Here is a 26,941-nt window from a genome sequence, read left to right as displayed (position 1 = left end):
GGATCCTCTCCAGCCGAAGCGCAGGGGGTCGCGGCATGAGCGTCTTCGAGTGGATATCGACGTCTGACGGCCCGACGTGCGGCTGCCTGGGCTGCACCGACCCCGCGGCGAAAGTGATCGACCATCCCGAGTACGGCGAGCGCGTCGTCTGCGAGGACGACGTGAACGGCCACGAGGTGGTCCGCGATGTCTGACGGCGTCGACGTGACGGCGGAGGACGCCATCCAGGTCGCCCAGCGAGCGCTCGCGAAGGTCGGCGAACAGGAAACCCGCATCGACGAGCTCGAGGCCGACCTCGACGACGCCGTCGAGGACCTCACCGCGCTCAAGCTTCGCGTCTCGGAGGAGGACGCCGATCGCGAGTACGACTCGCTCACGCTCGACGAGAAGATAGGCAGAGTCCGCGAGCACGGCTTCGAGCGCGCGAGCGACGGCCACGGCCGGACGCGCCTCACCTACGACGACATCATGTGGGAGGTGTTCGACGGCGAGCCCGGCGCGAACCACTGCTACAAGTTGATGCGCCGCGCCGCCGGCGAGACCGAGGCCGAACAGGAGGACATGGAGGACGGGACGCCCGGGTTCGCGGTCCGCGATCCCGACGGGAGCACCCGCCACCTGGCCGTGAACGCCGACCGCGCAAAACGTGGCGCGGCGTTTTTTCCTCGGAATAAAACGACCTCGGGGGAGGGCCGCTCAGGATGACCGACTACGTCCGCGGTATCCCACCGCCGTTGTACTGAGTTGCAGTTAGTGCAAGTGCGGTTGTGTTAGTACGGTTTCGGTAGCTGCGGGAATCTCGGCTCGGCACGGCTCGCACTGGTGCGTTTCGAGCGGGAAGGGCTCGGAATCGCTTTATTCCGAGGAAAAAACGGACGGCGGATCCACATCACGATGACAACCACGAACTCAGATCACGCGGCGGAGACAACGGAACTGGTCGACCTGTTCCTCGAGCTCTATCGCGACTACTATCGCGAGGAGATCGGGACGCTCGCCCAGCACTACCCGCAAGAACAGACGGCGCTGAACATCGACCACGACGACCTCTATCGGTTCGACCCGGACTTCAGGGACGACTACCTCGCCAATCCCGAGGAGATGCGCGAGTACGCCGAGGAAGCCCTCCGGCTGTACGACCTCCCGGTCGACGTCAATCTCGGACAGGCGCACGCCCGCGTCCACAACCTCCCGGACGATAAGACGCACTTCCCGGGGGAGTTCTCCCCGACGGCGGAGGCCGGCGAGTACCGGACGATCCGCGGTGACGTCCTCGTCTCGACGGACACCTACTCGAAGATCGAGCGGGCGGCCTTCGAGTGCAAGCGCTGCGGGACGCTCACCCACATCCCGCAGACGGACGGCGACTTCCAGGAGCCACACGAGTGCCAGGGGTGCGAGCGGCAGGGCCCGTTCCGCGTCAACTTCGACCAGTCGGAGTTCGTCGACGGCGAGACGATCCAGCTGCAGACGCCGCCGGAGGTCGCGACCGGCACCGGCCGGACGCTGCAGGTGTTCGTCGAGGGCGACCTTACCGACCGCGTCGAGATGGGCGACCGCATCGCCGTCTCGGGCGTGCTCCACCTCAACCAGCAGACCGAAGGGCGCAACAAGGGCACCGGGAAGTTCGAACCCTACCTGGAGGGCCACCACATCGAGATCGAGGAGGCGACGCAGGCCGACCTCGACATCGACGCGGACACGAAAGCCCGCGTCGACGAGCTGGCCAACGGCGCGGAGGGCGACCCGCTGACGGTCGCCGCGGAGTCGTTCGCGACGGAGGTGTACGGCTACCTCACCGAGAAGAAGGCGCTCATCCTCGCGCTCATCGGCGGCGCGACGAACACGCCAGACATTCGCGGGAAGTTCCACGTCCTGCTCATCGGCGACCCGTCGACATCCAAGTCCATCCTCATCAACCGGGCGAACGACGTGGCCGTGCGGGCGATCGCCGTCAGTGGGCAGCAGTCCTCGTCGGCGGGGTTGGTCTCGACGGCGACGCAGGGCGAGTTCTCCGACGGTCGGTGGACGCTCTCCCCGGGGGCGTTCGTCAAAGCCAACGAGGGCGTCGTCACGATCGACGAACTCGACGACATGGCGCCGGAGGACCGGAAGGCCATGCTTGAGCCGATGGCTAATCAGCAGGTGAACGTCTCGAAGGCAGGGATCAACGCGACGCTGTCGACTCAGACCGCGGTGATGGCCGCGGCGAACCCGAAGTATTCCCGGTTCGACCCGTACGAGCCGCTCGACGAACAGTTCGGGTTCGACTCGAACCTCCTGTCGCGGTTCGACCTCGTGTTCACGTTCAAAGACCGGCCCGACCAGGACAACGACGAGGCGGTCGGCGACCACGTCACGCAGTACCGCGACGCGAAGGTCCGCGAGCACCGCGGCGAGGAGATCCCCGAGGCCCAGCAGGAGGCCATCGCCCAACCCGTCGACGACGACACGCTACAGGTCTGGCTGGCGCTGGCGAACCGCCAGCCCGACCCCGTCTACGAGAGTGACGCCGTTCGCGAGAAGCTCCGAGACAGCTTCGTGACGCTCCGCGGAGCGAACGGCTATGCCGAGGACGCCGAGGTGCCGGTGACGTTCCGGAAGCTGCCCGGCGTTGAGCGGGTCGCCCGCGCTCACGCAAAACTGGAGTTCTCGCCGGTCATCACCGACCGCCACGCCGAGCAGGCGATGGAGCTGGTCGGCCAGTCTCTCCAGGACTACCAGAAGACCGAGGACGGCACGCTCGACGCGGACATCAGCGAGTCGGGCGAGTCGAAGACCCAGCGCGACCGCAAGAAGCAGCTGGTCGACGTGCTCCAGGCCAAGCAGGCAGACCACGGTGGCGAGGCGCCCCGCGAGGCGGTCGTCGAGGCCATGACCGAGGACGGCCACGAGGCGGCGCGCGTCGAACAGGACATCCAGGCGCTGCTGGACAACGGGCGGGCGATCGAACCCTCTGGCCCGGGCTCGCTGAAGTACATCGGGGGGTACTGACGATGGCGAGTGATCGGTCCGTGAGCGGCACTGATCGACCTGCGGTGTGCGTCGACACGCTCGACTACGACGGCTCGGAGACGCACGACGACTCCATCGAGGGAGAGGTCACGCGGGACTACTACGTCTGCCCGAACTGCGGACATCCCATAGCGACGTGGATGGACTGCCCCGAGTGCCTCTGGTACGACTCGGACGTGTGGGCTCGGACGCTGTCTGAGGGGGGTGAGTCGGCGTGATTGGGTGGCAGCGTGCCCCCTACGGAAACCGGCCGATAGACTGGTCCGAAGAGGATGAAGACCTGCCGACGATGGACGACTACCTTGACGACGAGGAGGGTGATGACGATGTCTGAGGATGGCACTGGACGGATCATCTGTGGCGACGCCCTCGAGGAGCTGCCCGAGCTCCCGGAGGCGTCCGCCCACGCGGTCGTCACAGACCCGCCGTACGGGCTCGCCTTCATGGGCCGAGACTGGGATCGCTTCTCCGCCGAGGAATACCAGGACTGGTGCCGCCAGTGGGCAGAGGAGGCCTACCGCGTCCTCAAACCCGGCGGGCACCTTCTCGCCTTCTCGTCGAATCGGACCCATCACCGCCTGTTTAGCGGTGTCGAGGATGCCGCCTTTGAGATCCGCGACACCGTCACGTGGCACTACGGGAACGGCTTCCCGAAGTACACGGACATGTTCCTCAAGCCGGCGACGGAGTTCGTCGTCCTCGCCCGTCGCCCCTTCGATGGGTCGGCGGCCGACTGCTTCGAGGAGCACGGCACGGCCTACCTGAACATCGACGCATGCCGCGTCGCTGGAGAAGAGCGGCCGAAGCGCACGCAAGAAGATGGTGAGACCGACCGGAACTCGTTGGACGCCGCGGAGGACAACTCACTCCAGAGTAGCGGGAAGGCTTCAGGAACGACCACGGAAGGCCGCTACCCTTCAAACGCCGTCTTCGATGAACCGGTCGCCAACGACCTGGACGCCGAGATCGGCGAGCTCTCCGCAGGCGGGACGCCGGCGAAGCGCAACGGAATCGGCTCCGACCGCGTGTTCGGCTCGGCCACCGGTCAGGAAGACCTCGGCGAACGGGTCGAGACCAGTTCTGGCGGCCCGTCGCGGTACTTCTACACGAGCAAGGCTACGGAAGCAGAGCGGACGCTGAACGGCCAGATCGACAACGGTCATCCGACGGTCAAGCCTATGGACCTGATGGAGTGGCTGGTCACGCTGGTCTCTCGAGAGGGACAGGTCGTCGTCGACCCGTTCTGTGGGACCGGGACGACCTGCCAAGCGGCGAAGGAACTCGACCGCGAGTGGGTCGGGATCGAGCAGGACCCGAGGTGGGCGGACGTTGCCCGCGTCCGGTGCGGGCTCTCGCCCATCGACCCGTCGCACGTCCGCGGCGACGATGACCAGTCGGGGCTCGAGGACTACTTTGCACGGACCGACGGAGGAAACGGCCGATCAGTAGACACGGGGACTGATCAATCGGAGGGGTGCGAGTGACTGACGAGGAAACCCGCGCCGACCGGAAGGAACGATACCACCGCGTCCTCCGAACGGTCGCGTTGAACACGGGCGGCGCCCAACACCCGGGCTGCCGGCCCTACCAGATCCGACTGATCCTCTGTGCCCATGCGAACCTCCCGGTCGACGGCGTCGAACGCTCGGTCCGCGCGGCCGTCGAGAACGACGACCTCTACCGGTGGACCGACGGCGAGGGCCGCGAGCGGCTGACGCTGGCCACGAAGCCGGACCTCCGCGGGGTCGCGGTGTACTGGGCCGAGCGGGGGGACCAGCAGCGTCTCGAATCGGCGAACCGCGCCATCCGGGAGGTGCGGGAGGACACGGGACTCCCGGGGAAACGATGACTGGGCAGCACCTCATCCACGACGAGTACGTCCTCGACGCGACGCCGACGGAGAAGCTGCTGTACTTGGCGCTTCGCCGGCGCGGGCCCTGCACCCAGGACGAACTCGTCGAGATGACCGGGGTCGCGCGGCGGACGGCCCGGATGCGACTGTCGGACCTCGTCGACGCGGGCGTCGTCGAGAAGCGCCCGAACATCCACGACGCCCGCCAGTCGCTGTACGACCTGTCGACCCCCTCCCCCTGAGCCGTGGAAAATGCCGGTATATCACGCTTTTTACGGTCAGCGAGTGGAGTTTAGCCTACACCTTCACCGGGTTCGTGGCACGGCGTTGAGAGCGCCGGGCCTCCGTAGCTGCTGTTTTCACCAGCCATGTCCGTAACAACCACCCAGCGCGAGCGATACGACTGTGATCGGGACGGGTGCGGCCAAACGTTCCCCGAGGGCCGGGCTGTCGAAGGCTCGTACTGTTCCCAGCAGTGCGCGAACCTCGTGACCGGCCGGAACCTCATCGAGCACATCCAGCGCGACCACCGCTTCTGTCACAACTGCTTCCGGCAGGTCAAGGAGATCGAGCGCGTCGAGAAGACGCTCATCGTCGGGCCGGTCGACCACGACGCCATCGCCGACACGCTCACAGACTGCATCATCGGCTACGAGCACCTCACCGAGCACGGCGAGCTGGGCGAGCGCCAGGACGGCCACATCGTCACCGACGAGGAGGCCGGCGACCGCGCCCCGTCGGGTGGCGTCGTCGTCTCCGGGACGGTCTGTTCCTGCGGGACCACGGACCACCGCGACGACTACCTCCGGCGCGAGGGCATCACGTCGACACCGGCGGCCGCCCGGCGGCTCTGTGACATCCTCGCGCTGCTCGGTCGCGAAGGCCAGCACGACAAGACTATCGACGCCACGCAACTGGTCGAGGACGTCGGCGACGATCCCGAGGCGGCCGACTGGGGGCGTGCTGTCGGCTTTGCACTCCAGTCATGAGCACGCAGCGGACCACTTTCACCCCGGTTTTCGGAGTTTAAAGTACCTCTACCCCGAGGTGTAGATATGGCTCGGGGTGCGTATTCTGGTGAGGAATGGACGGCAGCTCGCCGCGCTGCACTCGCCCGCGATAACAGACGGTGTCAGGACTGTGGTGCGGAGGAAGACCTTCACGTACACCACATCAAACCTGTCCGGGAGTTCGACACCCAATCGGACGCCCACTACGTGGAGAATCTCGTCGTCCTCTGCAAGTACTGCCACGGGAAGTGGGAGGGTCGGGACGAACGCCCCCGACTCGCAGAAGCCGAGCCGGGGCTGCTTGTCCGGGAAGTCGTCTCGGAACTGGTAACCGATACGGTCGATCGGTTGATGCTGGAGAAAATTCCCGAAGTCCTCTACGACCGCGTCGTCTGGTTTTCGCCGAATATCTGCAGGAACTGCCACGCGAGGTTCACAAACTCGCCGCGATGTCCTGGTTGTGGCGTTGAAGATGGCAGGAAGAAGAAAGAGACGTTCTCGATACAGGGAGCTATCGACCGAACCCACACTCTCATCGACCGGCTCAAAGAGAGGGACATCCCGTTCGATGAAGATGTGCTCTACGACACCGTTCGAGACCTCAAAACAAGCGGACTACGAGCAAATGATCGCGAAGTATTTCGGCAAGCAGTCGGTGAATCGGTCCACGCGAGCGTCCAGTAACACCGCGGCTCTTCTACGACCATGAGCACCCAGCAGGTCGTGACGACCATCCTCGGACAGACCGTCGTGGGGACGGTCGTCGACCGCGAGCCCACGGCGGACTACGGGACTGGTCCCCGCGACGACCTCATCGTCGATGTCGACGGCTCGCGCTACCGCGTCGAGGAGGATGACCTCCATGCCGACCTGTAGCGAGTGCGGCGCCTGGATCTCCGGCGAGTACGAGCGCGTCATGTCGGACAACGCCGGGAACGCGTCGTGCCCGTCCTGCGAGCGGTCGATCCGGTAGCACGGAGCCCCGATGACGCCTGTCCTGGGTAGGGACAGCACGTCGAGACGCCGAGGGGCGTACCACTCCAGGTGCGAGGCTCACGAGCGGCCACCAACACTCGACTCGTCGTCGAGGACGCATACGACCGCGGCGGACGCTTTCGCTGTAGTTGCTGTCAGGCAGTTCCGTTCCCCTGACGTGGGATACATCGACTCTCACTGCCATCCCAGCCCATTCCGGCCGCATCTGTCGGCGACTGGTGAGCGGCGTCGGACCTGCAAGCCCGGGGACAACCTGGGACGGTCCGGCGTGCGTGCCCGGGTTCGATTCCCGGACGCCGACTTTTCTGGATGACCCTATGGCGACCTCGAACAGCCCATCGCTCAAGCAAGAGCTCCGAGACTGTAACGAGACGCTGGACAGCTACCTGAGGAGTCACGTCGGGATGACGCTCAAGACCTACAAACTGATCAAGGCCGTGACGCAACTGGTCGGCGCCGCCGCCGGGATCTACGCGATGCGTCTGGGCGCCCCGCCGCTGGCGGCGTTCGCGCTCGTCGCCATCATCATCTCCGGCCCCGAGGCGCTGGAGTACCTGATCAACGACGCCGAGGCCTGACCATGTCGCTGATCCCCTCCAGCACCGACGAGTCCGAGACCGAGCGCGACGGCCCGTTCTCGACGCTCCGGGAGATCCACGCGGCGACCGTCGGGCTGGCCGTCGGCGTGGTCGTCGCGAAGACCGGCTCGTACGAGCTCGCCGGCCTGTTCGCGTTCGTCGCGCTCGGCGCGAAGCTCGGGTCGGTCGGCCGACTCGAAGACATCCGCCGGGAGCCCTGGTACGCGCTCGGGCTGTTCCTCCTCGGGCTCGTCGTGACCACCCTCGTCACATGACCACCGCCGAGCACCCTGAGCGCGAGCCCGCCGACGCCGGCTACTCCGACGCGGAGATCCGGCGGGCGCTGGAGCAGGCCGACGTCGAGGCCGGCGACCAGACCGGCGACTACGCGGCCGGGATGCGCCACGCCCGCCTCATCATCGAGGAGGCACTACTCGGATGACCGACGACGAGATCTGCGGCGAAACCAAGAACGACGGGGACCCGTGCGAGTACACCCCGAAGTACGACGACGGCAAGTGCGGGATCCACACCGAGTGTACGGACACCGACGACGGCGGCCGTCCCTCGAAGTTCACGGACGAGCGCGCCCGGGACGCCGTCGAAGCCGCCCGCGAAGGCCTGAGCAAAGCCGGGTGCGAACGCGCCGCCGGCGTCGGCGACGGGACGCTCTCGAACTGGCTGGAGCAGAACCCGACGTTCGAGGACGAGGACGGCGAGGTGCGGGAGTTTTTCCGAGCCTTCAGGCGCGCGCGTAGAACCGGCGAGTCGGAGCTGGTCCGGGGCGGACTCCACGACGACGAGGTCGACACGAGCATGGCGAAGTTCCTGCTGGCGTCGTCGTTCGACTACAAGAAGACCGAGCAGCGGGAGGTCACCGGCGAGGGCGGCGGACCCGTCCAAGTCGAGGTCAGCGAGACGGTCGTCGAGACACCCCACTCCGAGGACTGACACATGAGCGCCGACACCATCACCGTCGACTGGAAGTGGACCGACTACCAGGCCGAGGTCCGCGACACGCTCGAAGCCGCCGAGAACGACCTCGTCGTCTTCCGGACGGGCTACGGTGGCGGCAAGTCCATCACCGGCGCCCAGTGGGTCCACCGCGGCGCCCTCCAGCTGGACCACGGCGAGTCGCTTGTCATGGCCCAGGACTTCCAGAAGGGGCGCGGCACGACGTTCAAGGTCTACTGGGAGACGCTCCCCGGCGAGAACACCGTCCCCGACGACGCCGAGGGCGACCCGGAGAACAGCCCGATCGTCGCCGGCTACAACGCCAACGAGAACCGGGTCACGTACATCACCGGGCACAAGGTCCGCCTCGGAAGCGCGGACAAGTGGAACCGGTACGCCGGCGGGGAGTTCCACCGCATCTGGTGCGACGAGGTCGCCCACTACGACAACACGGACCTCTACAAGCTCCACGAGATGCTCGTCACGCGCCAGCGGACCGAGGCCGGGCCGAACACGACGCTGTGGACGTCGACGGGCAACGGCTACAACCAGTTCTACGACGTCACCGAGCGCCAGGTCAACAAGGACGACGAGCCGCTTCCGTGGGCCGACCAGATGAAGGTCATCGTCGCGTCGACCGAGCACAACACACTGCTGCCCGAGGATGGCCTGGAGAAGATCAAGAACCAGTTCCAGGGCACCGCTCGCGAAGAGCAGGGCCTCCACGGCGGTTTCGCCGCGGCGGAGGGGCTGGTCTACGGCGATTTCTCACGGCAAACGCACGTCGTCGACGCCGACGCGATCGCCGACCGACTCGTCGAGGACCACGCCATCTACGGCTACGACGCCGGGTGGGACGACCCGCGTGTGGTGGTCGACATCCGGCGCACGCACGCCGGCCAGTACGTCGTCTGGGACCACTTCTACGCGTCCGAGTCCCGGTTGGCCGAGGTAGTCGACCCCGACGACGTCCTCGAAGACCGGGCGGCGTGGATGGACGGTCGTCCCAAGGGCTACGTCTACTGCGAGCACGAACCGGCGCACATCCAGCAGTTCCGCGCCGGCGGCTGGCCGGCGGTCAAGGCCGAAAAGTCCCTCGACGGCGGGATAGACCACGTCCGCGACCGGCTGCAGACCGACAGCGAGGGCCGCCCCGGCCTGCTCGTGGCCGGCCGCTGCTCGGATCTGGTCCAGGAGTTTCTTTCGTACAAAGAGGAGCACGTCGGGAAGTCGGCGGCGACGGACCACGCTCTCGACGCGCTCCGGTACGCGCTGTTCACGCACACGCCGACCGACCTCAACGCCGGCGACGATGACGACAGCGGAGTGAGCTACCTATGAGTTCTGACACCACTGATGACGTCACGGAGACGTTCGAGCTATCGGTCGAGGGTATCGGCGGCGAGGGCTCGCTCTCGAAGGCAGACACGAGCACCCAGCTCCCGTCGCGACGCGTCCGGTCGCTCAACGTCGGGGTCAAGCCGCCGTACGATCCATACCGGCTCGCGTCGTTCCTCGAACGCAACGAGACCCACGCGACCGCGGTCCGCAAGAAGTCGCGCTGGGAGGTCGGCTTCGGCTTCGACATCGTCCCGGCGCAGGGCCTCGACGCTGACGAGGCCGACGACCAGCAGCGGGCTGTCGCCAAGGCGTTCTGGCGCGGTCGTGACTCCAAGTGGCTCACCGGGCCGAACCAGTCCTCCGAGCCGACCACGCCCGAGGAGGTAAAGGAGCTCGCGCGGCAGGACTACCACGGCGAGGGGTGGCTCGCTCTCGAAGTCCTCACCGACAACGAGGGACGCCCCGTCGGGCTCGCGCACGTCCCGGCGCCGACAGTGCGCGTCCGCCGGCCACAGTCCCGCTACGACCAGCCCCGACACCCCGAGACGGGTGCCTTCGTCGGTGGCGAGGACGCCCGGCTCGCGAGTCGGGGGTACGTGCAGAAGCGTGACGGGCGGCGTCGGTACTTCGGCGAGTTCGGCGACCGGTACCGTGGCGTCGAGGTCGACATCGTCGGTGGCGATGGCGACGGCCCGCCAGAGGTACGTTACAACATGCCCGCAGAGGGCGCGGACGAGCAGCCCATCTTCGTCGACCGCGAGACGGGCGACGTCGCGGCGGGCTCGGCGGAAGCACTCGAAAACGAGCCGGCGAACGAGCTCATCTTCGTCCGCAACCCTTTCCCGAACGAGCAGGACTACGGGATCCCCGACTGGGTCAGTGCCATCCGGACGATGGCCGGCGACGAGGCCGCAAAGAGCTACAACCTCGACTTTTTCCAGAACGACACGATCCCGCGGCTCGTCGTCAAGGTCACCGGCGGCGAACTCAGCGAGGAGTCCCGAAACGACCTCGACCAGATGCTCAACGGGCTTCGCGCGGAGTCCCATCGGGCGGTCGTCCTGGAGGTCGAGAAGTTCCAGCAACAGCTCGACGAGGATGTCGAGATCGAACTGGAGCCGCTGGGCCAGGGCATCAGCGAGGAGATGGACTTCCGGGAGTTCCGGCGGAAAAACGAACACGAGATCGCGAAGGTCCACGAGGTGCCGCCGATCCTCATCGGCGTCACGGAGACGTCGAACCGGTCGAACTCCCAGGAGCAGGTGCGCGACTTCGCGAAGAACGTGGTCGAGCCGGAACAGCACAAGTTTGCCGAGCGACTCTACCAGACGATCCACCAGGTGGCGCTCGGCGTCACCGACTGGACGATCGAGTACGAGCTGCGCGGCGCCGACGCTCCGAAGGAGGACGCCGATATCGCCCGCCGGAAGATCCAGGCCGTCCGCGGGGCGATCCCGGTCAACCGGGCGCTGGAGATGATCGGCGAGGAGCCACTCTCCGACGACCATCCCGTCGACGGGCAGACGCTCCTCGCGAACGTCGGCGCCGACCCGGCCAGCGGCTTCGGCGGTGGGGGTGGCGACGGCGTCGAGCAGTCACGACCGGACTACCTCCCGCCCGAGGACAACAAGATCGACGAGCGCAGCTGGGCGGATGTTGAGGCGGACCTCGCGACGAAGGACTCGATCGAACAGACGCAGTTCGATTCGAGCAACCTCGACGAGGGGCTCTACGACTACGACACGCAGGAGCTATACCTCTCGTTCCTCCGCGAGAGCGGCGAGGCACAGTCGTCGCTGTACGCGTACGTCGATATCCCGCCGACGGAGTGGGCAGCTCTCACCAGCGCGGGCAGCGCCGGCGGCTACCACTACGACAACATTCGGCTGGAGTATCCCTACATCGAGATCACGAACTTCCACGACCGCCTCCCGGAGGGCCCGGCGCCGGATCCGGAGGAGGTCCCCGACGACATCCCGAGCGATATCTGACTAACGCGTTCGCCGATGACCGCGGGAGTCCCCGGCTCCCCGCGCGAGGCACGACCGGGCACACCGAACACATGAGTAACAACAACCGTGGCGAGAAGCGTGGCGTCCTCGGAACCGGTCGTGCCAAGGAGCTCGACAAGACCAAGGACGCCGACGCGGACGCCGACGACGATGAATCGGACGGAGGCTAATTGATGCCCCCGGTAGCAAAGGCGGGCGGCCAGCAGTTCCGCAAGGACGTCGAGTTCGTCACGAAGGACGACGACGAGCAGGTCGCCGCCGGGATCGTGATGGTCCCGGACAAAGCCGACCTCCAGAACGACTTCGCCCGTGAGGAGACGATCCGCGACTTCGCCTCGCAGTTCGAGGCGTTCGTCGAGGCGGGCGAGGCCGGCGGCGGCATCATGCACGCCGTCTTCCCAGACGGCTGGATGGATCTCGAACGCAACGAGGTCCTCGACGAGGCCGAGGAGATCGGCGGGCAGACCGTCGACGCTGGCGCGTGGGTCCAGGAGTGGGCCATCGACCACGGCGACCTCTGGGAGCTGATCCAAGAGGACATCATCTCGGGCTACTCGATCGGTGCGATCCAAGTCGCCTGGAACGGGCCGTTCGAGCAGGACGAACTCGACGACGTCGACGTCCCGAACGAGCTCGGCGACGAACTCGTCTGGGAGCTCGTCGAGGGGATCATCCGAGAGGTGTCTGCCGTTGACATCCCGGCGGTCCCCGACGCGCAGATCCTCGACACGAAGGCGGCCGCCGAGAAGCGCCTCGGCGACTACCTCGGCGACCCGAACGGGTTCGTCGAGGAGGCCCAACAGCGCGGCCACTCCGAAGAGGACGCCGAGTTCCTCTGGGATGTCCTCAACGAGGCGGCCGAGGTGGACGGCGCCGGCGAGCCCGGGAAGGAGTCGACGCTCACGAGCGCCGCCAAGTCGTTCCTGTCGACGCTCGCCGGCGGTCGCAACACCTCGGACGCGACCGTCGACGAAGGCACGCGGTCGAAGGCAGAAGCCATCCAGTCGCCGGCGGAGGCGGCCGCGACAGCCAAGGAGGGGCGAACCCTCTCTGCACAGAATCGCCACTCGCTGATGGCGTCGATCGATGCGGCGGCGGATGTCCTCGAAGACGCCGGCGTCGAGCACGGCATCGAGCGCTTTACCGACCGCGACACCTTCGACTTCGATCTCTCGGAGCACGACGCCCGGGACTGGTCGGGGGGCGAGGACGGTGAGGGTGAAGACGGGGACGAAGACGGGGGCGACGATGACGAGGAGGAGGACGACAAGCACGCCACCGGCGGCGACACGCCGGACGACTCCAACGACATGAGCGACGACAACGACGACGGCGGGGGCAAGACCCTCGCCGAACAGAACGCCGAACAGATCAACGAACTGACCGAGTCGGTCAAGGGCCTCACCGAGGCGCTGACCGGTCCGGAGCCCAAGACCGCCGAGATCGAGATCGGCGGCGAGACGCACGAGGTGCCCGAGGGGCGACTCAAGGAGGCGCTCGGCCTCGACAAGAGCGCCGGCGCCGACGACGTCGTCGCGGCGATCGAGTCCCTCAAGGACGAGGTCGACAACGTCGAGCAGCGTCTCGACACGGTCGCTCGCCAGAGCGGCACCAGCACGCAGGTCGAAGCCGCCGCCTCTGGCGACGGTGAAGGCGGCGACGACGGACTCGACGCGCTGGGCAAGGCCCTCAGCTAAGGAGGTTCACATGAGCACTGACACTATCGCCGCCGTCCGGCGGCAGAACGAGCTGGCTGGCGCAACGAGCAAGGACATCGGCCTCGCGGAACTGGACGGCTTCCAGCTGCCGCGCGACCTCACCGAGGAGTTCCTCGACCGGATGCAGGAGGGGATCGACATCCTCGGGATGGCCGACACGATGGTCCTCAAACGGCTGGAGATGGACGTCCCGCAGTTCGGCGTCCCGCAGCTATCGGGTCACACCCGCGACGAGGAGGGCTCGCGGACCGAGAACTCCAGTGCGGAGTCCGGTGTCGTTCGCTTCAACGCGACCGACAAGAGCTACTACATCCTCGTCGAGCCCAAGCGTGACGCCCTCAAGAACACGCACTACGGGCCCGATCAGTTCGGGCAGTACATCATCGACGAGTTCATCGAGCGCTACGGCAACGACCTCGGGCTGATGGGGATCCGCGCCAGCGCATCCAGCGGGAACCTCCAGTCGATCGGCGGCGCCGCCGAACTCGACAACACGTTCACCGGCTGGATCGCCCGCGCCGAGGGCGACACGCAGTCCGTCGACGACGCCGGCGACAGTACGCGCATCGGGCTGGAGGACACCGCTACCGCGGACGCGGACTCGATGCCGTCGATCGCCAACACCGACGGCAGCGGTAACCCGCAGCCGCTGGACACGGCGCTGTTCAACGAGACGATCCAGACGCTCGACCCCCGCTACCGCGACAGCGACCAGTTCGAGCCGGCGCTGCTGACGAGCCCGAACCAGGTCCAGGACTACGCGATGTCGCTGACCGAGCGCGAGGACCCGCTCGGCAGCGCCGTCATCTTCGGCGACTCGGACATCACGCCGTTCAGCTACGACCTCGTCGGCGTCAACGGCTGGCCCGACGAGTACATGATGTTCACTGACCCCGACAACTTCGCGTTCGGGCTGTTCGAGGAGATGGAGCTCGAGCAGACCGAAGACACGGACAAGGTCCACGAGCAGAAGCTCCACTCCCGCAACTGGATGGAGGCGCAGTTCGACTTCCAGATCAAGGAGATGCAGGCCGGTGCGCTGGTCACCGACCTGCAGGCGCCGAGCGCGTGAGGTGACCGATGACTGACGCATCCACCACGAACGCGATGCTGCGCCAGACCTACCTCGGGCGGGTCGACGGCGACCCGCCCGCCGCGGAGCTCGACGGCGGCGAGGTCTGGTTCGACACGTCGACCAACTCCTACCGAGGCTACGACGGCACGAGCTTCGGAGACATCGGCTTCACGGCCGACGCCTGATCATGCCGGTCTACGAGAAAACGACCGGTGGCGAGGTCTACCTCCGCGGGATCGACCGACGCGTGTCGGCCGGCGACCGCGTCGATGTCGGCGAGGAGTTCGCTGCCTACCTCGACGAGCGGCGCGACTTCCGCGCGGTCGATGTCCGGGAGGGAGAGTTCCGCGAGATCGACGACAGCGCTGACGGCGAGGGCGACGGCTTCGACGCCGCGGCGTTCGTCGACCGAACGCCGATGGACGACGTCGTCGAGGACATCCAGGCCGGCGAGGCCGACGACCACCTCCGCGCCGTCGCCGAGGCGGCCGACCGCGTCGGCGTCGAAGACGCCGTCGGCCAGCGACGCGCCGAACTGGAGGAGTAACACCTCATGCCCACCGGGTACTGCACGCTGGGAGACCTCCGCCGGGCGCTCCGGGAGGCGGAGCTCCCGGGCGACATCGGTCAGGACGAGCAGCTCGCCGTCGACGCGATCGTCGCCGAGACCGAGCCGCTGGTGAAGTCGCTCAAGCGCCACTGGTTCGAGCCCGGTGGCATCGACGAGGCGACGGCGATCGACATCCCGACCGGACCGAAGACCCGCGACGACGAGCACGACATCCCCCGGCACGGCGCGCAGGTCCACGGCGCCAGCGAGGAGGAGCGGTATCGCTACCGCGAGAACAGCGACGCGCTGCTGGAGTCCGACCCGCGGCACGACCGGCACCGGCGGGAGGAGCGGAGCGACCCCAAGCGGGAGATCCGCATCTCCATCGGTGAGTACGACGACTACCGGGACGACATCCCCGCCTACACGCGGATCCGGTTCGACCGTCGCGATGTCGACGCCGTCAACGAACTCCACGTGATCGGCGCCGACGGCTCGTACACCGACTGGGTCGACAGCAGCGACTACGACGGCGGCGTCGGGAAGACCCACCGGGGCGAAGACTACTGGGTGCGGATCAACAACGGCGGCTGGTCCGAGCTGTACCTGGACGTCCACGCGATGGACGACGACCTCGCCTCGCTGTCCAACGCCGTCTACGTCGACCTCGACTACGGTCACGAAGGGATCCCGCGGAACGTCCGCCGCGCCGTGGCGCTGCGGGCCGGCGCCGAGTTCGCGGAAGAGGCGGCGATCCAGATCCCCGAGAACGCGACCGTGTACAACGTCGAGACCAAGGCCGACCGGATGCGGGAGAAGGCCGACGAGTTGCTGGAGGTCTACGAGTGAGGCCCGATGCCCCAGAACTATGAGACGCCTGTCACGCTGGAGTTCTCGCTGGAGCTCCAGACCGACCCGCTCGGGGCCGTCCTCGATGTCCGCGTGCCCGACGCCCCGAGCGACGGGGCCCGGCAGGCGCTGCTGGACTCCATCGAGGAGACGCTCGTGGGCGCTCGGGGTAACCTCGTCTTCCAGGCCGTCCGGCAGGCCCACGACGCCGTCGCCTCCTACGCCAGCCGGCACGACTACGACCTCGGGTTCTTTCCCGACACCTTCACCGGCGTCGACGCCACCCGCGACCGGACCTCGGTCCACGTCGAGTGGTCGTGGGAGGGCGACCTCCCGATGTTCTACGAGTACGGGGTCAGCCCACACACGATCGAGGGCGACCCGTTGCTGCACTTCTACTACGAGCAGATCGACCAGTGGGTCCGGACCGAGTCGGTCGAGTGGGGCAGCGAGACGGGCGGGATCCCCGAGTCTCGCGCCGTGCGCGACTCACTCAACTGGCTCCGTCGGGAGGTTGGACAGTGACTAACCACCTCGGGGGTCGACGAGTATGACGGTCGAACTTCCTGAGCACTACCAGCTCGTTGGGCTCGGGATGATGATCGGTGGCTTCGCTGGCAGCCTCCCAACCCCAGTCGGGGGGCCAGCCGCGCTGGTGACAGGTGCTGTGTTCTTCTTAGTCGGGTGGTGGCTCCAATGAGCGCGCCGGAAGTCCAGTGGGTGCTCCAGCGCATCGACGAGTACTACGGCGCTGGCGCGCTGTCGGCAGGCGTCGGCGGCGCCGGCGAGGGGCCGCCACTCGAGCGCGTCGACCGCGACGAGTCGCAGCTCCTCGAGCAGGGCGTCCGGTCGCACACGGCGGAACTCCAGAACGCGAACATCGTCGGGGCATCACTGGCTGACTACATGACGTCTGTCGTCGGGACCGAGTACGATCACGCTGTCGAGGCGATCGTCGGGCTGCGTATCGCTGGCCTGCACCACAGCGAGTGGGGCCACATCGACCCCGATGGAAGCGACGGTGCGCCGTGGTCGTCGCTGGTCGCGACGGTCCGGCGAGCACTACTGCGCGAGCGAACGTGGCCAGCGGTCGGTCGCCCGGACGTCTCCTACACGGATCTCCAGCTCGTCAACCCAGCACCGCAGTCGAGCAACTACGGCGACTACTACCGCTACGATGTCGACGTTCAGTTCCGCGGCTACGAGGAACTCCCCTGAGGCGCTTCCAGACCACCGGCACAGCCGTTTTTCAGTACCATGGCAAACGACAATACCAACACAACCGACTCGCACGGCATCGAGTACCCCGCGCAGGGCTACGACTCTGGCTCGCCGACGTGGGCCGAGCTCTACGGCGCGGCGTTCGAGGACATCGACGACCTGCTTGACGCTCGTCCCACTGACGAGGCCGTCAAGGACATCGTCGCGGCGCTGGTCGGCAGCGGCGACAAGCTGTCCTGGACGTACGACGACGGCAACGACACACTCACCCTCGACACAACGGCACTCGACGAGGAGGAGGTTGAGGACACGGTCAACGCCCTCGTGACGGCAGGGAACGCGCTCACCGCCAGCTACGATGACGACAACGACCAGCTGACGATCGCTGTCGACGAGTCGGCCATCAGCCATGACAACCTCGCGAACGTCTCCACAGGAGACCACCGGACCGACGAGCAGGTCCGCGATCTCGCCGGCGGGATGGCCGGGGCTGGGCTGGTCCACGACGATGGTGCGGACAGCATCGCTGTCCAGGAAGAGACCATCGAGGACTGGGTCGCCGGGCTGGTGACTGGTGGGACGAACGTCTCGACCACGTACAACGACGCCAACGACCAGCTGACCGTCGACACGTCGGCGCTCAACGAGGAGGAGGTTGAGGATGCGGTCGCGGCGCTGCTGAGCTCAAGCTCGAATCTGGCCTGGAACTACGACGACGGCAACGACGCGCTGACGATCTCGCTGTCGGGGCCGATCACCGGCGTGCAGATCGGGACGGACACGAACCGGTCTGATGTCTACGCCGATACGGCCGATGCGAATGTGGTCAATGCAGAGGACACAGTCACCAAACGCGCCAGCATTTTAGAGCATCAGCGACGGTCAGCATCTCGCTATCAATCTGTTGGCCGTGTCTACGACAATCTCTCAGACCTCTCTAACTGGTCCAACCCAAAAGGGAGTCTCACAGCAGACACGAGCGAATTTCTACGGGAGCCGCAGTCTGCGCTCGTTGAGCCGAACACGGGCGAGAGTGCAGAGATGCGCCTTGACATGACCGACACGCTCGGGTCGGGGCAGGACTGGACCAACATCAACCTCTCCGCGACAATCAAAATCCCCGATGGAGCTGGGACGACGAGGGCGGCCATCCTCCTCAGAGACTACAACGACATTTTCAATTACTTTTGGTGTCAGCAAAAGATCTCTCCTGAGATGGGGTGGCTCCGACTCAACGTTGGGATCGACAATATTAGCGGCAGCCCATCTATCGACAACATTGGCGCGCTCTCTATCATCCTCACTGATGATGATATTGATATGAGGGTTGACCACTTGCAGATATGGGAGCGACCCGCGACCCCGCAGGTTATCCTGACATTTGACGACGGGGACATTGGCAACTACACGGATTTTTACCCCGAGATGGATAAGTACGGCTTCCGCGGTTGCATCTCGCATATCGTTGGCGAGATCGGGGACTCAGGTCGGATGGACCTCTCGCAAATGCGCGAGTTGCAGTCTAAAGACTGGGATATGTGCTCCGAGGGATGGGGACACAACGACCTCACAACGCTGTCCGATAGCGACCTGCGGGAGGACATCCGCAAGAGCCGCGACTGGCTCCTAAACAATGGCTTCCACGACGGGGCGAGGTTTATCCACTACCCCTATGGCAACTATGATGAGACGGTCATCGACGTTGCGTCAGACTACCATATGCTCGGCCGCACTGTCGGATCGGGCAATCTCAAAACCATCCCGCCGAACACGATTAACCCCTTCGTCCATCGGTCTACGTCGGACCCGGCGGTCTCTGAGTTCGAGAGCATAGTCGACAGGGCGATTACGTACAACTATACGACCGTCTTTAACATCCATCCACCAAGCACGACACAATCTGACTTCGCGTCGATGATGTCGTATCTCGACGGCAAGGACGACCAAATCGAGGTTATAACTTGGACAGATTATCTGGAACAGCAAGCCGCGATCCGTCAGTCGACGGGTATCCCGTCACTGAGTCCCGAGTGATCAGTCTTACGCACGGACTTAGCGGCCGGTTCACACTTCTGTAGCCGGTAAGAACTCCATCCCCGATGACGCACCCGGTCGCCGCGGCCGGCGTCGAGGGCACCACGCGGCAGTTTTCAGGATTCATCATGATGACCCACAGTAACAACGGAGGTACAGTATGACCGGCGCCGGCGCGGCGAGTCTGGCTTTCGGCTTCGAGGATACGTTCCTCGGGAGCGTCACCGACGGCGACAGCGACGGGAACGCCGACTACTACGCGTTCGGCCGCGACCCCACCGAGCAGGATGTCTCGCTGGACAACATGCTCCAGCGGATGCACGAGCCCGACAGCGTCTGGTCAGTCGAGAGCGTGAAGGACAACTTCGAGGGTGCGTTCGGTGTCGAGGCGGTCATCAACGCCGACGTCTTCCCGAAGGTTGAGGACATCGTCTTCAACGACACCGACGGCTCGGGCAACAAGGCGATCGTCGCCGGCCGGCCGCAGTCCGCGAAGATCTACGCCGGGATCGACTACCTCGACGGCACGACCGAACGTGTCCTGGAGGGATTCATCCCCGTCGACTTTACCCCGTTCGACTACACGCAGGACGGTAAGGTCCGGTACACGCTTTCGGGCATCTACGGCGCTGAAAGCACGAACACGTCCATCACGCCATCGAGCGTGACCCAGGCGAGCGAGGGTAGCCACGCCGCCGCCCAGGACTTCGACCTCTCGATCGACACGACCTCGATCCCGATGCTCCAGTCGTCGTCGCTCTCCATCTCGAACATCGCGCGGTTCCAACGCGACGGCAACCCGACGCCCGCCGACGCCGTTATCGCCCAGCCCGAGGCGTCGCTGGAGTCGACAGGCATCTACTCGGGACCGAACCGGTTGGAGCGGGCCCTCGGCGGCGCCGACGCGACGAGCACGCAGGACCGCCTCGACGGCGTCGCGGCGACGGCGACGATCAAGAACAACGGGACGGTCATCTCGACGTACAACCTGCAGACGGTCACGCCGGCCACGTACGAGTGGTCGGACCTCATCGCCGGCGACACAGACACGACCGAGAACGTCCAGTGGAACGTCGGCGGCGAGGACGCGGTGACGGTGGCCTGATAACATGCCCAGGACAGAAACCTACGATCTTCGGGACGAAGCAAGGCAAAACAGCAATCGCCAGGATGAACTCGCCGAGAAAATCGCCGAGTTCGAGGACGGCAACCCACTCATCCAGCGCAAGGCCCGCCGCGGCAAGCAACTCGAACGCCAGTACAAGGGCCTGATGTGGGCGCTCAACGAGGACGAGGACGGCGACGAACGTGAGCGCGACCCGATCGAGTCGGTGACGTTGTCGGAGCTCACTGCTGGCACGCATCTACGAGCTGGTGCGCGGGCAGAAGCCGACACGGCGGAGCTGGATGTCCCCAACGGGACGGACATCCAGCGACTCTATCGCGTCGCGACCGCCGTCGAGGACGCAGACTTCCTCGATGATGACGCCAACTTCGATGAGACACTCGTTGCGGTCAGCCAGCTGAAGCCACAGCTGTTCGACTGGCTGGAGGAGCGCGTCGACGAGCTATCGACGCCGGAGGTTGAGGGAAACGGATTCGCGCAGCGAGTCGCGGACGCGGCGAGCGACGAGAACGAGTAGCGTTGACGCGCGCGGTGCTCATGTGGTGCGGGCACCGTCCGCGCGACATCGATGCGATGCCAGCGAGCGACTTCGAGCTGTTCTCGGAGGCCCTACCTATTATGCTTCAACTGACAACCCTTGGGGGCGTCGATGACTGAGTTCGAGACCACTGCTGAGGTTGTCGCGAAGCTCGACGACCGGAGTCTCCGGCAAGCCCGGGACGACTTGGAGGAGGCACTCACCGCCGACCCCGTCACTGTCGATGTCCGTGGGGGCGGTCGTGGTGGTGGGATCGCCGACGGCGGTCGCGACGAAGCCACGCAGGCGCTTCGATCGATGGAGCGAGCGTGGGACCAAAACCTCCGGCTGGCCGACGACCGCAACGTCTACCTGCGGGAGATCATGGAGGCTCTGGATGCACGTGGCCAGGGGACTGGTAGCGGTGGTGGCCCTGGTGGAGGACCGTTCGGCGGAATCTTCGAGACGATCACCAACCTCGGAGATGACGTGGCAGGTGCGGGGGCACTCACGGGCGCCGCGTCGGCGCTGACCGGCTCTGCGACATCTCTCACAACCGCGGCTTCGGCCCTCATGACCGCAGCAGCAACGGACGGTGCCGATACAATCCTCGACACCATCTTCGGTGACAATAGCGTCTCAGTTGAGAAGCCCAACTGGGTCCCGCTCCAAGTCGAGCAAGTTGGCCCGTTGCCCGTGGACACGCCGTCGACGCTCTCGGTCGAGCAGCCGGTTCTGGAGGTGGACGACCCCTCCCCGCTCGGCGTGGAGACGCCGACGCTCGGCGTGAAGGATCCCAGCCCGCTCGGAGTGGAGACGCCGACGCTCGGGGTGAAGGATCCCAGCCCGCTCGGAGTCGAAAGCGTTGACCCGCTCCCTGTCGAGCATGTCGACCCACTGCCCGTCGACGTGCCCTCAGCCGAAATCCCGGTCGAAGATGTTGGGCCGATCCGTGTCGTCGTCTCTGGAGACGGCGCGCGGGGAGGTCGCCCCGGAACAACGTCCAACCTCCCCCCGCCCCCGGCAAATGCCACCCAGACTGGGGTCGTGACCACGCCCCAGCGGGACAACCCAGCGGAGACGCTCAAGAGGTCGACGATGGCCGGTGCGACGGCCGGCCTCGGAGCCGGGACCGCCGTCGGGGCCGGAGCTGGTGGGGTCGGTGCCGTCCCTGGTGCAGCCATCGGAACCACGGGCGGCGCGGCGCTCGGCGCGACTGCGGGTGTCGTCTCTGTCGGTCTTGACCGGCTCCGTGGCTCCGACGTGTCAGCTGGGTCGGTCGGGAGGTCGCCGAGTGGGGCCGACCTGGCCCAACTGAGTAGACAGCTGAACCGTCGCCAGGCGCCGGGGGACACGTCGCCGGACTCGACCCCTGCTCCAGGCGGGGCGGGGGAGGGTAGTGTATCGGTCGTCGTCAACAACCAGATCGATGTCGGGGCGGAGCAACGAGAAGTCGAACGGATCGTCGAGCAAGAGGTCCAGCGCCTCGAACGGCGACTGGAGCGCCAACTGGAGAGGCTATAGATGGCTGCGCAGGACTACCCCATCCTCGAGATCGATGCCCAGTTCCCGACTGTCGGCGAGGTAACAGGAGTTTTCGAGTTTCGGAAGAGCACCGTTTCGGAAGGGGTCCGTACCAAGCAGTTCCTGAACAACAACTTCGATCAGGCGCTCTCGATCATCTCGGAGTTTTACGACGAGGTCACTGCATCAAACACGCCCGCTCGGCGGGGCTACTATGAAGATCTCGGTGGCGGACAGCACTACTTCGAGATCGACCTCGTTTCGTTGGGTGCTGAAGACGGTCAGTGGGGGTGCGATCCAGACCCGACCGAAGCCGACGAGGCAACCGTGACGGGAGGAGATCGCGAGCAAAAGGTCAACGTCTGGAACAACTACTTGATGCACAGCACCCCGGACTCCAGAACACCCGCCCGTCTCAAGTGGGGCGGCTACGCTCCAGGAGGGATCATGAGCCGTGACTACGTTCCAGTGATGTTCGAGAACCCGAATCTAACGGCCGCGCGCGACGAGAGTTCGACGTTCTCGCAGTCGCTCATCTGCATCGACGTGTTCGACATGGACCTCCCAAACGATCTGGAGTCGCTGGACATCTCCGACCTCCCGCTCGACGGCCTGGCCCAACTCCCATGACACTCCGACAACTCCACGCACTCCGTATCGGTGAGCTCGTCCAGAACGACTCGCGGACATCAAAGCGCCGGCGAATGGCGACCGCGGGCGCGCTCGGCGACGATACCGCCGCGGTCGAGACGGTCGCTCCAGAGGCCGGTGAGCAGGGTTTCCAGTACATGGTCGTCGGAGGGTACGCATCCCTGACGGCGACAGCAGTCGAAGAGCTCGCCGGCGCGTCGACTATCGGCGCGGTACCGTACGCGTCCCCGAGCGGATCGGATCCGCAGCGGGACGGCTACTACGTCATCGACGACGACCAGTCCGCCCGCCCTATCGCGTCGAGCGACATCGTCCACCGCCTCGACATCCGACTCACGGAAGAGGGGACACGCGGCTCACACTGGCGGGCGGTCGCGGCCCGGCCGGACGCGGTCGACAACCCGTTCGGCGATGGAGGCGACGCCGAGATCGGGCTCCACGCCGGCGCCGAGAAGGTCCGCTGGTTCGACGACCGGGGCGGCTCCGGCGCCATCGAGGACGCGACCGTGCAACGGACGGTCGCCGGCGAGCGCACGGACTTCGAGATCTACGACGCGACCGAACCGTCGTTCTCGCAACCGACGTTGATCTACACGCTCGACTACACGGACGAATACCAAGCAGATGTCCATCTCTGGGACGACAACGGTCGGTCGAAGACTGTCGTCGTAGACGAGGGGGGCGGCAGCGAAGTCGGGACGGCGACGGTCGGTGACGCGACGGTCGGTGGTGGGGGGACAGATGCAGTCCGCTGGGGCAGGGTCTACTCCACGGGTCACGACTTCGTCGGGGCGCCGGTAGCTGAGACGGGTCGACTACGGCTTCGGTTCGACGAGAATCGCGGCCGCATCGAGGCCTACCGGTGGAACGACGCCGACGCCCACTACGACCGCGTCCAGCTGGACCTCACCAGTGACTGGCGGCTCTTCGACGTCGACGTGACGCACATCGGACTCGCCCGCATCGACCTGCAGGTCGAGTTCCGGGACACCAGCACGTCAGCGCTGACGACGCAGAACCTCAACTGCTCGCTCAAGCGCGGCTACGACGACGCCCTCTGGATGGTCCCGCCGAACGCATCGAGCCCACCGCAGGGGCTGGTCGACCGCGTCGACGCCATCGCGAGTACGCAGGGGTCGGACCCCGCGGCCGGCGCCGAGCTCGTCGAGCGAACACGGGTGAACGAATAGATGTCGAACGTCCCCGCGACCGGCTGGTACGTCGAGGTCGACCACCCCGACAGCGACTACACCTGGACGCCGACGGTCTACGATGACCAGGCGCGCATCGCGCCGGCACCGTACGACTACAAGCGAGGCGAGATCCCGGTCGAAGCCGGCGAGCAGTGGCGGCTCGAATCGTTCGAGGGGGCGCCGATGCGCGTCTGGAAGGACGGCCGCCCCCAGCCCATCGAGGAGTTCGTCGCCCCCGAGGACGGGCCCGGGAGCACGACCACGCTCGTCGGCATCGGCGGGCGCGACCTCGACGTGCGCGTCACCGAACAGTTCGACGTGATCCCGGTCTACGAGGCCGCCGAGCAGATCATCGAAACCTACACCGATCTCACGGCCAACATCGACATCCCAGAAACGACGAGCGAGACGCTGACGATCAGCACGGGAGACTCGGAAACCGACTGGGCCGAGCAGTTTGACCCGTCGGACCCAACGTCCCCGATCATCGCCGCATCTGGGCTGGCTCCCGCTTCGGACGGCGAAGGATCGACACTCGCTCGGACATCGCACCTCCGGGAAGCGGAGAACATCAACGACAACCAGGTCGACTTCCGCGGGTCGTTGGATGGCGCTTCGAATGGCGAGATCATCACTCTCGAAACTGCGGGGTCATATGTCGAGTTCGACGTGGAGCTGGAGCACGCCATCCCGGCTGACCAGGGCGCTGTCGCGATCCGCTTCCGAGCGCCGAACGACCTCGGGAACATCCCCAACCAGGGGTCGCCACAAGAACTCCCCGAAATTACAGTCTCTGTCGACGGCGAGTCGATCAGCCCGTACGGAGCCTACGCGCAGGTCCAGGCTGGCCTCGGCTGGATCGGGGTGGATGGGTGGAACGACGATCTCGCTCCGGGGACCCACAGCGTCCGCGTCGAGTGTACGCAGACGGCCAGCGGCTCGCCCGACTACGGAGACTGGTTTAACAACACACCGAACTACGACGGGACGACCGAAGACCTGCGCGGGAACGCCAGTGTCCAGATCGACGTGGGGAACAACGGCAGCCGGACCTTCGAGCACCCGACGAGCGGCGAGCCCGCCATCTGGGTCGACCCCGGGACAGATGTCACCTGGCAGTGGGACGACGACACGGAGTCGCACAACGTCGTTGAGGAGACCGGCGAATTTGACTCGGGCGTGCCGATCACGTCGACCAGCGTGACCTACGGTCCGGTGACGTTCGACGACGAGGGCGTCTATCGCTACTACTGCGAAACTCACGGCAGCACCGATAACTCCTCGGACGGGATGAAGGGGGCAGTCGTCGTCGGGACCGACTACGACTCGCTCCAGAACGCCGAGATGGACCTCGACGCCGTCACGCTCTACGACCAGCGATATCACGATGTTAACGCGTTCTCCGAGTCGACGAACGCCAACGACGCCCTGAAATACCCAGCGGACTACCCTGTCGGGAACGGCGGATCGATACCGATCCAGGCCTTCGACGGGGAGAGTCAAGTGCGGGCAGTCACCGGCGGGGAGATCTCGGTCGCTGTCGACGACGCGTCCGGGATCGAGCGCCTCGGGCTGTCGAACGATCGGGGCGTCTCATATACGGACAGCAGTGCCGGCGTCTCCACGTTCAGCACGGACTTCGCCGATATCGGCGAGGCCCTCCGCTGGCGGGTCGGGCTCCGAGGGTACGGCTCTCGGACGGACACCACACCGACCCAGGGGTTCGAGCGGCCGGTACTGGACAGCTGGACGCTCGACGCCGAGCTGGAGGATATCCCGCTACTGGTCGACCAGACGTACGACGGGTCGGCCAAGACCGTCCTCAACGAGATCGCCCAGCAGTACGGAGACGCCTTTTGGGCCATCGACACGGACGCCGAGGGCAACCTCTCGTTCGAGTGGGCGGAGCCCGGCCAGCGGACCGCCGACCGGGATGCGCCCGTACTCGACTTCTCGGCGACGAAGACCGTCGAGAACGCCGTCGAGAAGGTGACGATCAAGGGCTCGAAACAGATCACGCGAGACGAGCAAGTGACCGCCGACCACGGGACGTGGGTCGACCTCCCCGACACGAACCTACTACTCGGCCAGGAATCCGTCGCCGACGCGAACTCCAGCACGGAGTACTCCTACCGGACCGATTACGAACTTGACGCGGTCGACGGACGCATCCGGACGCTCGCCAGCGGGACCATCGCTGACGGGCAGGCGCTGTCGGTCGACTACTGGTACAAACCAGAGAGCAGCCACACGGTCGACGGTGCTGGGAGCAACCCCCGCGAGATCGTCCGCGACCTTCCGAACCTGCCAACCGAACGCGCCTGCGGTCAGGTGGCCCGCATCCTCGCGCAGGACCTCTCCGAGCCGCTGTATGAAGCGACGGTCGACCTCCCGCCGGACGCGTCGGACTGGTCGGTCGTCGAGGCGATCGACTTGAGCCAGCTGCCCTACGACGCCCTGGAGCCGCGCGACACGGAAGAGACGCCGGAGGGCGTCCGCCTCCGTCTTGGCTCCCGGGACTCGGCCGCCGAGCGTGTTGGTCAGATCCGCGCGCTTCTGGGGAGCACCGTCCGGCGGTCGTAACCAGGCCAGCAGTGACCCCCACACGGCGGGGCGAGCGGCCGATTGCTGGTCACCAAGTATTTATCGGCCGATGGCAATCAGTCGGTATGCCCCGACGACGGGATGTTTTAGTTCTTATCGCTGCGACGCTCCCGGGTTGCAG

At 66.0% G+C, this 26,941-nt stretch carries 31 protein-coding genes; all 31 read left to right on the top strand.

Annotated features, from left to right (window positions below; genetic code table 11):
• Nucleotides 1-35 precede the first annotated feature (35 nt).
• Nucleotides 36-194, top strand: coding sequence for a hypothetical protein (locus HZS55_RS15985; RefSeq protein ID WP_179907690.1), 159 nt, complete (start codon nucleotides 36-38; stop codon nucleotides 192-194).
• A complete protein-coding gene (locus HZS55_RS15980; protein WP_179908575.1) occupies nucleotides 187-705 on the top strand; it encodes a hypothetical protein in 519 nt (172 codons plus the stop codon). Before HZS55_RS15985 ends, HZS55_RS15980 begins: the two co-directional genes overlap by 8 nt.
• 189 nt (nucleotides 706-894) lie before the next feature.
• Nucleotides 895-2,994 carry a minichromosome maintenance protein MCM gene (locus HZS55_RS15975; protein ID WP_179908574.1) on the top strand — a complete coding sequence of 700 codons (2,100 nt, stop codon included), beginning with the start codon at nucleotides 895-897 and terminating at the stop codon, nucleotides 2,992-2,994.
• Between the two features lie 20 nt (nucleotides 2,995-3,014).
• On the top strand, nucleotides 3,015-3,233 hold the full coding sequence (locus HZS55_RS15970; RefSeq protein WP_179908573.1) for a hypothetical protein: 219 nt from the start codon (nucleotides 3,015-3,017) through the stop codon (nucleotides 3,231-3,233).
• Between the two features lie 108 nt (nucleotides 3,234-3,341).
• Complete coding sequence (locus HZS55_RS15965; RefSeq protein ID WP_179908572.1) at nucleotides 3,342-4,499, top strand: DNA-methyltransferase; 1,158 nt, start codon at nucleotides 3,342-3,344, stop codon at nucleotides 4,497-4,499.
• Entirely contained in the window at nucleotides 4,496-4,864 is a 369-nt protein-coding gene (locus tag HZS55_RS15960) for a hypothetical protein (protein WP_179908571.1), read from the top strand. Before HZS55_RS15965 ends, HZS55_RS15960 begins: the two co-directional genes overlap by 4 nt.
• Nucleotides 4,861-5,109: a MarR family transcriptional regulator gene (locus HZS55_RS15955; RefSeq protein WP_179908570.1), complete on the top strand. Its 249-nt coding sequence runs from the start codon at nucleotides 4,861-4,863 to the stop codon at nucleotides 5,107-5,109. The genes HZS55_RS15960 and HZS55_RS15955 overlap by 4 nt, the downstream gene beginning before the upstream one ends.
• Before the next feature lie 126 nt (nucleotides 5,110-5,235).
• The gene (locus HZS55_RS15950; RefSeq protein WP_179908569.1) at nucleotides 5,236-5,856 is read left to right on the top strand and encodes a hypothetical protein; all 621 of its coding nucleotides are present in this window, start codon (nucleotides 5,236-5,238) and stop codon (nucleotides 5,854-5,856) included.
• Between the two features lie 66 nt (nucleotides 5,857-5,922).
• Nucleotides 5,923-6,561 (top strand): HNH endonuclease, encoded by a 639-nt coding sequence (locus HZS55_RS15945; protein WP_179908568.1) that lies wholly within the window; start codon nucleotides 5,923-5,925, stop codon nucleotides 6,559-6,561.
• Between the two features lie 21 nt (nucleotides 6,562-6,582).
• Nucleotides 6,583-6,753: a hypothetical protein gene (locus tag HZS55_RS15940; protein ID WP_179908567.1), complete on the top strand. Its 171-nt coding sequence runs from the start codon at nucleotides 6,583-6,585 to the stop codon at nucleotides 6,751-6,753.
• Nucleotides 6,740-6,850, top strand: a complete 111-nt coding sequence (locus tag HZS55_RS23125) for a DUF7563 family protein (protein ID WP_449405176.1) — start codon at nucleotides 6,740-6,742, stop codon at nucleotides 6,848-6,850. Before HZS55_RS15940 ends, HZS55_RS23125 begins: the two co-directional genes overlap by 14 nt.
• A gap of 340 nt (nucleotides 6,851-7,190) precedes the next feature.
• Nucleotides 7,191-7,451, top strand: a complete 261-nt coding sequence (locus HZS55_RS15935) for a hypothetical protein (RefSeq protein ID WP_179908566.1) — start codon at nucleotides 7,191-7,193, stop codon at nucleotides 7,449-7,451.
• A 2-nt stretch (nucleotides 7,452-7,453) separates the two neighbouring features.
• The gene (locus HZS55_RS15930; RefSeq protein WP_179908565.1) at nucleotides 7,454-7,726 is read left to right on the top strand and encodes a hypothetical protein; all 273 of its coding nucleotides are present in this window, start codon (nucleotides 7,454-7,456) and stop codon (nucleotides 7,724-7,726) included.
• Nucleotides 7,723-7,893 (top strand): hypothetical protein, encoded by a 171-nt coding sequence (locus HZS55_RS15925; RefSeq protein ID WP_179908564.1) that lies wholly within the window; start codon nucleotides 7,723-7,725, stop codon nucleotides 7,891-7,893. The genes HZS55_RS15930 and HZS55_RS15925 overlap by 4 nt, the downstream gene beginning before the upstream one ends.
• On the top strand, nucleotides 7,890-8,402 hold the full coding sequence (locus HZS55_RS15920; RefSeq protein ID WP_179908563.1) for a helix-turn-helix domain-containing protein: 513 nt from the start codon (nucleotides 7,890-7,892) through the stop codon (nucleotides 8,400-8,402). Before HZS55_RS15925 ends, HZS55_RS15920 begins: the two co-directional genes overlap by 4 nt.
• Nucleotides 8,403-8,405: 3 nt before the next feature.
• On the top strand, nucleotides 8,406-9,746 hold the full coding sequence (locus HZS55_RS15915) for a hypothetical protein (protein WP_179908562.1): 1,341 nt from the start codon (nucleotides 8,406-8,408) through the stop codon (nucleotides 9,744-9,746).
• Nucleotides 9,743-11,737 carry a phage portal protein gene (locus tag HZS55_RS15910; RefSeq protein ID WP_179908561.1) on the top strand — a complete coding sequence of 665 codons (1,995 nt, stop codon included), beginning with the start codon at nucleotides 9,743-9,745 and terminating at the stop codon, nucleotides 11,735-11,737. Before HZS55_RS15915 ends, HZS55_RS15910 begins: the two co-directional genes overlap by 4 nt.
• 194 nt (nucleotides 11,738-11,931) lie before the next feature.
• Entirely contained in the window at nucleotides 11,932-13,455 is a 1,524-nt protein-coding gene (locus HZS55_RS15905; RefSeq protein WP_179908560.1) for an XkdF-like putative serine protease domain-containing protein, read from the top strand.
• 10 nt (nucleotides 13,456-13,465) lie between these two features.
• Entirely contained in the window at nucleotides 13,466-14,548 is a 1,083-nt protein-coding gene (locus HZS55_RS15900; protein ID WP_179908559.1) for a hypothetical protein, read from the top strand.
• 8 nt (nucleotides 14,549-14,556) lie between these two features.
• Nucleotides 14,557-14,736 carry a hypothetical protein gene (locus tag HZS55_RS15895; protein ID WP_179908558.1) on the top strand — a complete coding sequence of 60 codons (180 nt, stop codon included), beginning with the start codon at nucleotides 14,557-14,559 and terminating at the stop codon, nucleotides 14,734-14,736.
• Between the two features lie 2 nt (nucleotides 14,737-14,738).
• Nucleotides 14,739-15,098: a hypothetical protein gene (locus tag HZS55_RS15890; protein WP_179908557.1), complete on the top strand. Its 360-nt coding sequence runs from the start codon at nucleotides 14,739-14,741 to the stop codon at nucleotides 15,096-15,098.
• Nucleotides 15,099-15,104: 6 nt separating this feature from the next.
• The gene (locus HZS55_RS15885) at nucleotides 15,105-15,950 is read left to right on the top strand and encodes a hypothetical protein (protein WP_179908556.1); all 846 of its coding nucleotides are present in this window, start codon (nucleotides 15,105-15,107) and stop codon (nucleotides 15,948-15,950) included.
• 6 nt (nucleotides 15,951-15,956) lie between these two features.
• Complete coding sequence (locus HZS55_RS15880; protein WP_179908555.1) at nucleotides 15,957-16,475, top strand: hypothetical protein; 519 nt, start codon at nucleotides 15,957-15,959, stop codon at nucleotides 16,473-16,475.
• A 171-nt stretch (nucleotides 16,476-16,646) separates the two neighbouring features.
• Entirely contained in the window at nucleotides 16,647-17,168 is a 522-nt protein-coding gene (locus HZS55_RS15875) for a hypothetical protein (protein ID WP_179908554.1), read from the top strand.
• A gap of 39 nt (nucleotides 17,169-17,207) precedes the next feature.
• Entirely contained in the window at nucleotides 17,208-19,205 is a 1,998-nt protein-coding gene (locus HZS55_RS15870; RefSeq protein ID WP_179908553.1) for a polysaccharide deacetylase family protein, read from the top strand.
• 160 nt (nucleotides 19,206-19,365) lie between these two features.
• Nucleotides 19,366-20,310, top strand: coding sequence for a hypothetical protein (locus HZS55_RS15865; protein ID WP_179908552.1), 945 nt, complete (start codon nucleotides 19,366-19,368; stop codon nucleotides 20,308-20,310).
• Nucleotides 20,311-20,314: 4 nt separating this feature from the next.
• Nucleotides 20,315-20,848 (top strand): hypothetical protein, encoded by a 534-nt coding sequence (locus HZS55_RS15860; RefSeq protein ID WP_179908551.1) that lies wholly within the window; start codon nucleotides 20,315-20,317, stop codon nucleotides 20,846-20,848.
• Nucleotides 20,849-20,980: 132 nt separating this feature from the next.
• Nucleotides 20,981-22,372 (top strand): hypothetical protein, encoded by a 1,392-nt coding sequence (locus HZS55_RS15855; protein WP_179908550.1) that lies wholly within the window; start codon nucleotides 20,981-20,983, stop codon nucleotides 22,370-22,372.
• Nucleotides 22,373-23,002: a hypothetical protein gene (locus tag HZS55_RS15850; protein ID WP_179908549.1), complete on the top strand. Its 630-nt coding sequence runs from the start codon at nucleotides 22,373-22,375 to the stop codon at nucleotides 23,000-23,002.
• Entirely contained in the window at nucleotides 22,999-24,213 is a 1,215-nt protein-coding gene (locus tag HZS55_RS15845) for a hypothetical protein (RefSeq protein ID WP_179908548.1), read from the top strand. Before HZS55_RS15850 ends, HZS55_RS15845 begins: the two co-directional genes overlap by 4 nt.
• The gene (locus HZS55_RS15840; protein WP_179908547.1) at nucleotides 24,214-26,799 is read left to right on the top strand and encodes a plastocyanin/azurin family copper-binding protein; all 2,586 of its coding nucleotides are present in this window, start codon (nucleotides 24,214-24,216) and stop codon (nucleotides 26,797-26,799) included. It abuts the gene before it with no gap.
• Nucleotides 26,800-26,941 lie beyond the last annotated feature (142 nt).

The sequence above is a fragment of the Halosimplex rubrum genome (assembly GCF_013415885.1).
GTDB classification, from domain to species: Archaea; Halobacteriota; Halobacteria; order Halobacteriales; family Haloarculaceae; genus Halosimplex; species Halosimplex rubrum.
Note: the sequence above shows the minus strand (reverse complement) of the source record. Positions and strands in the feature narration are given on the sequence as shown.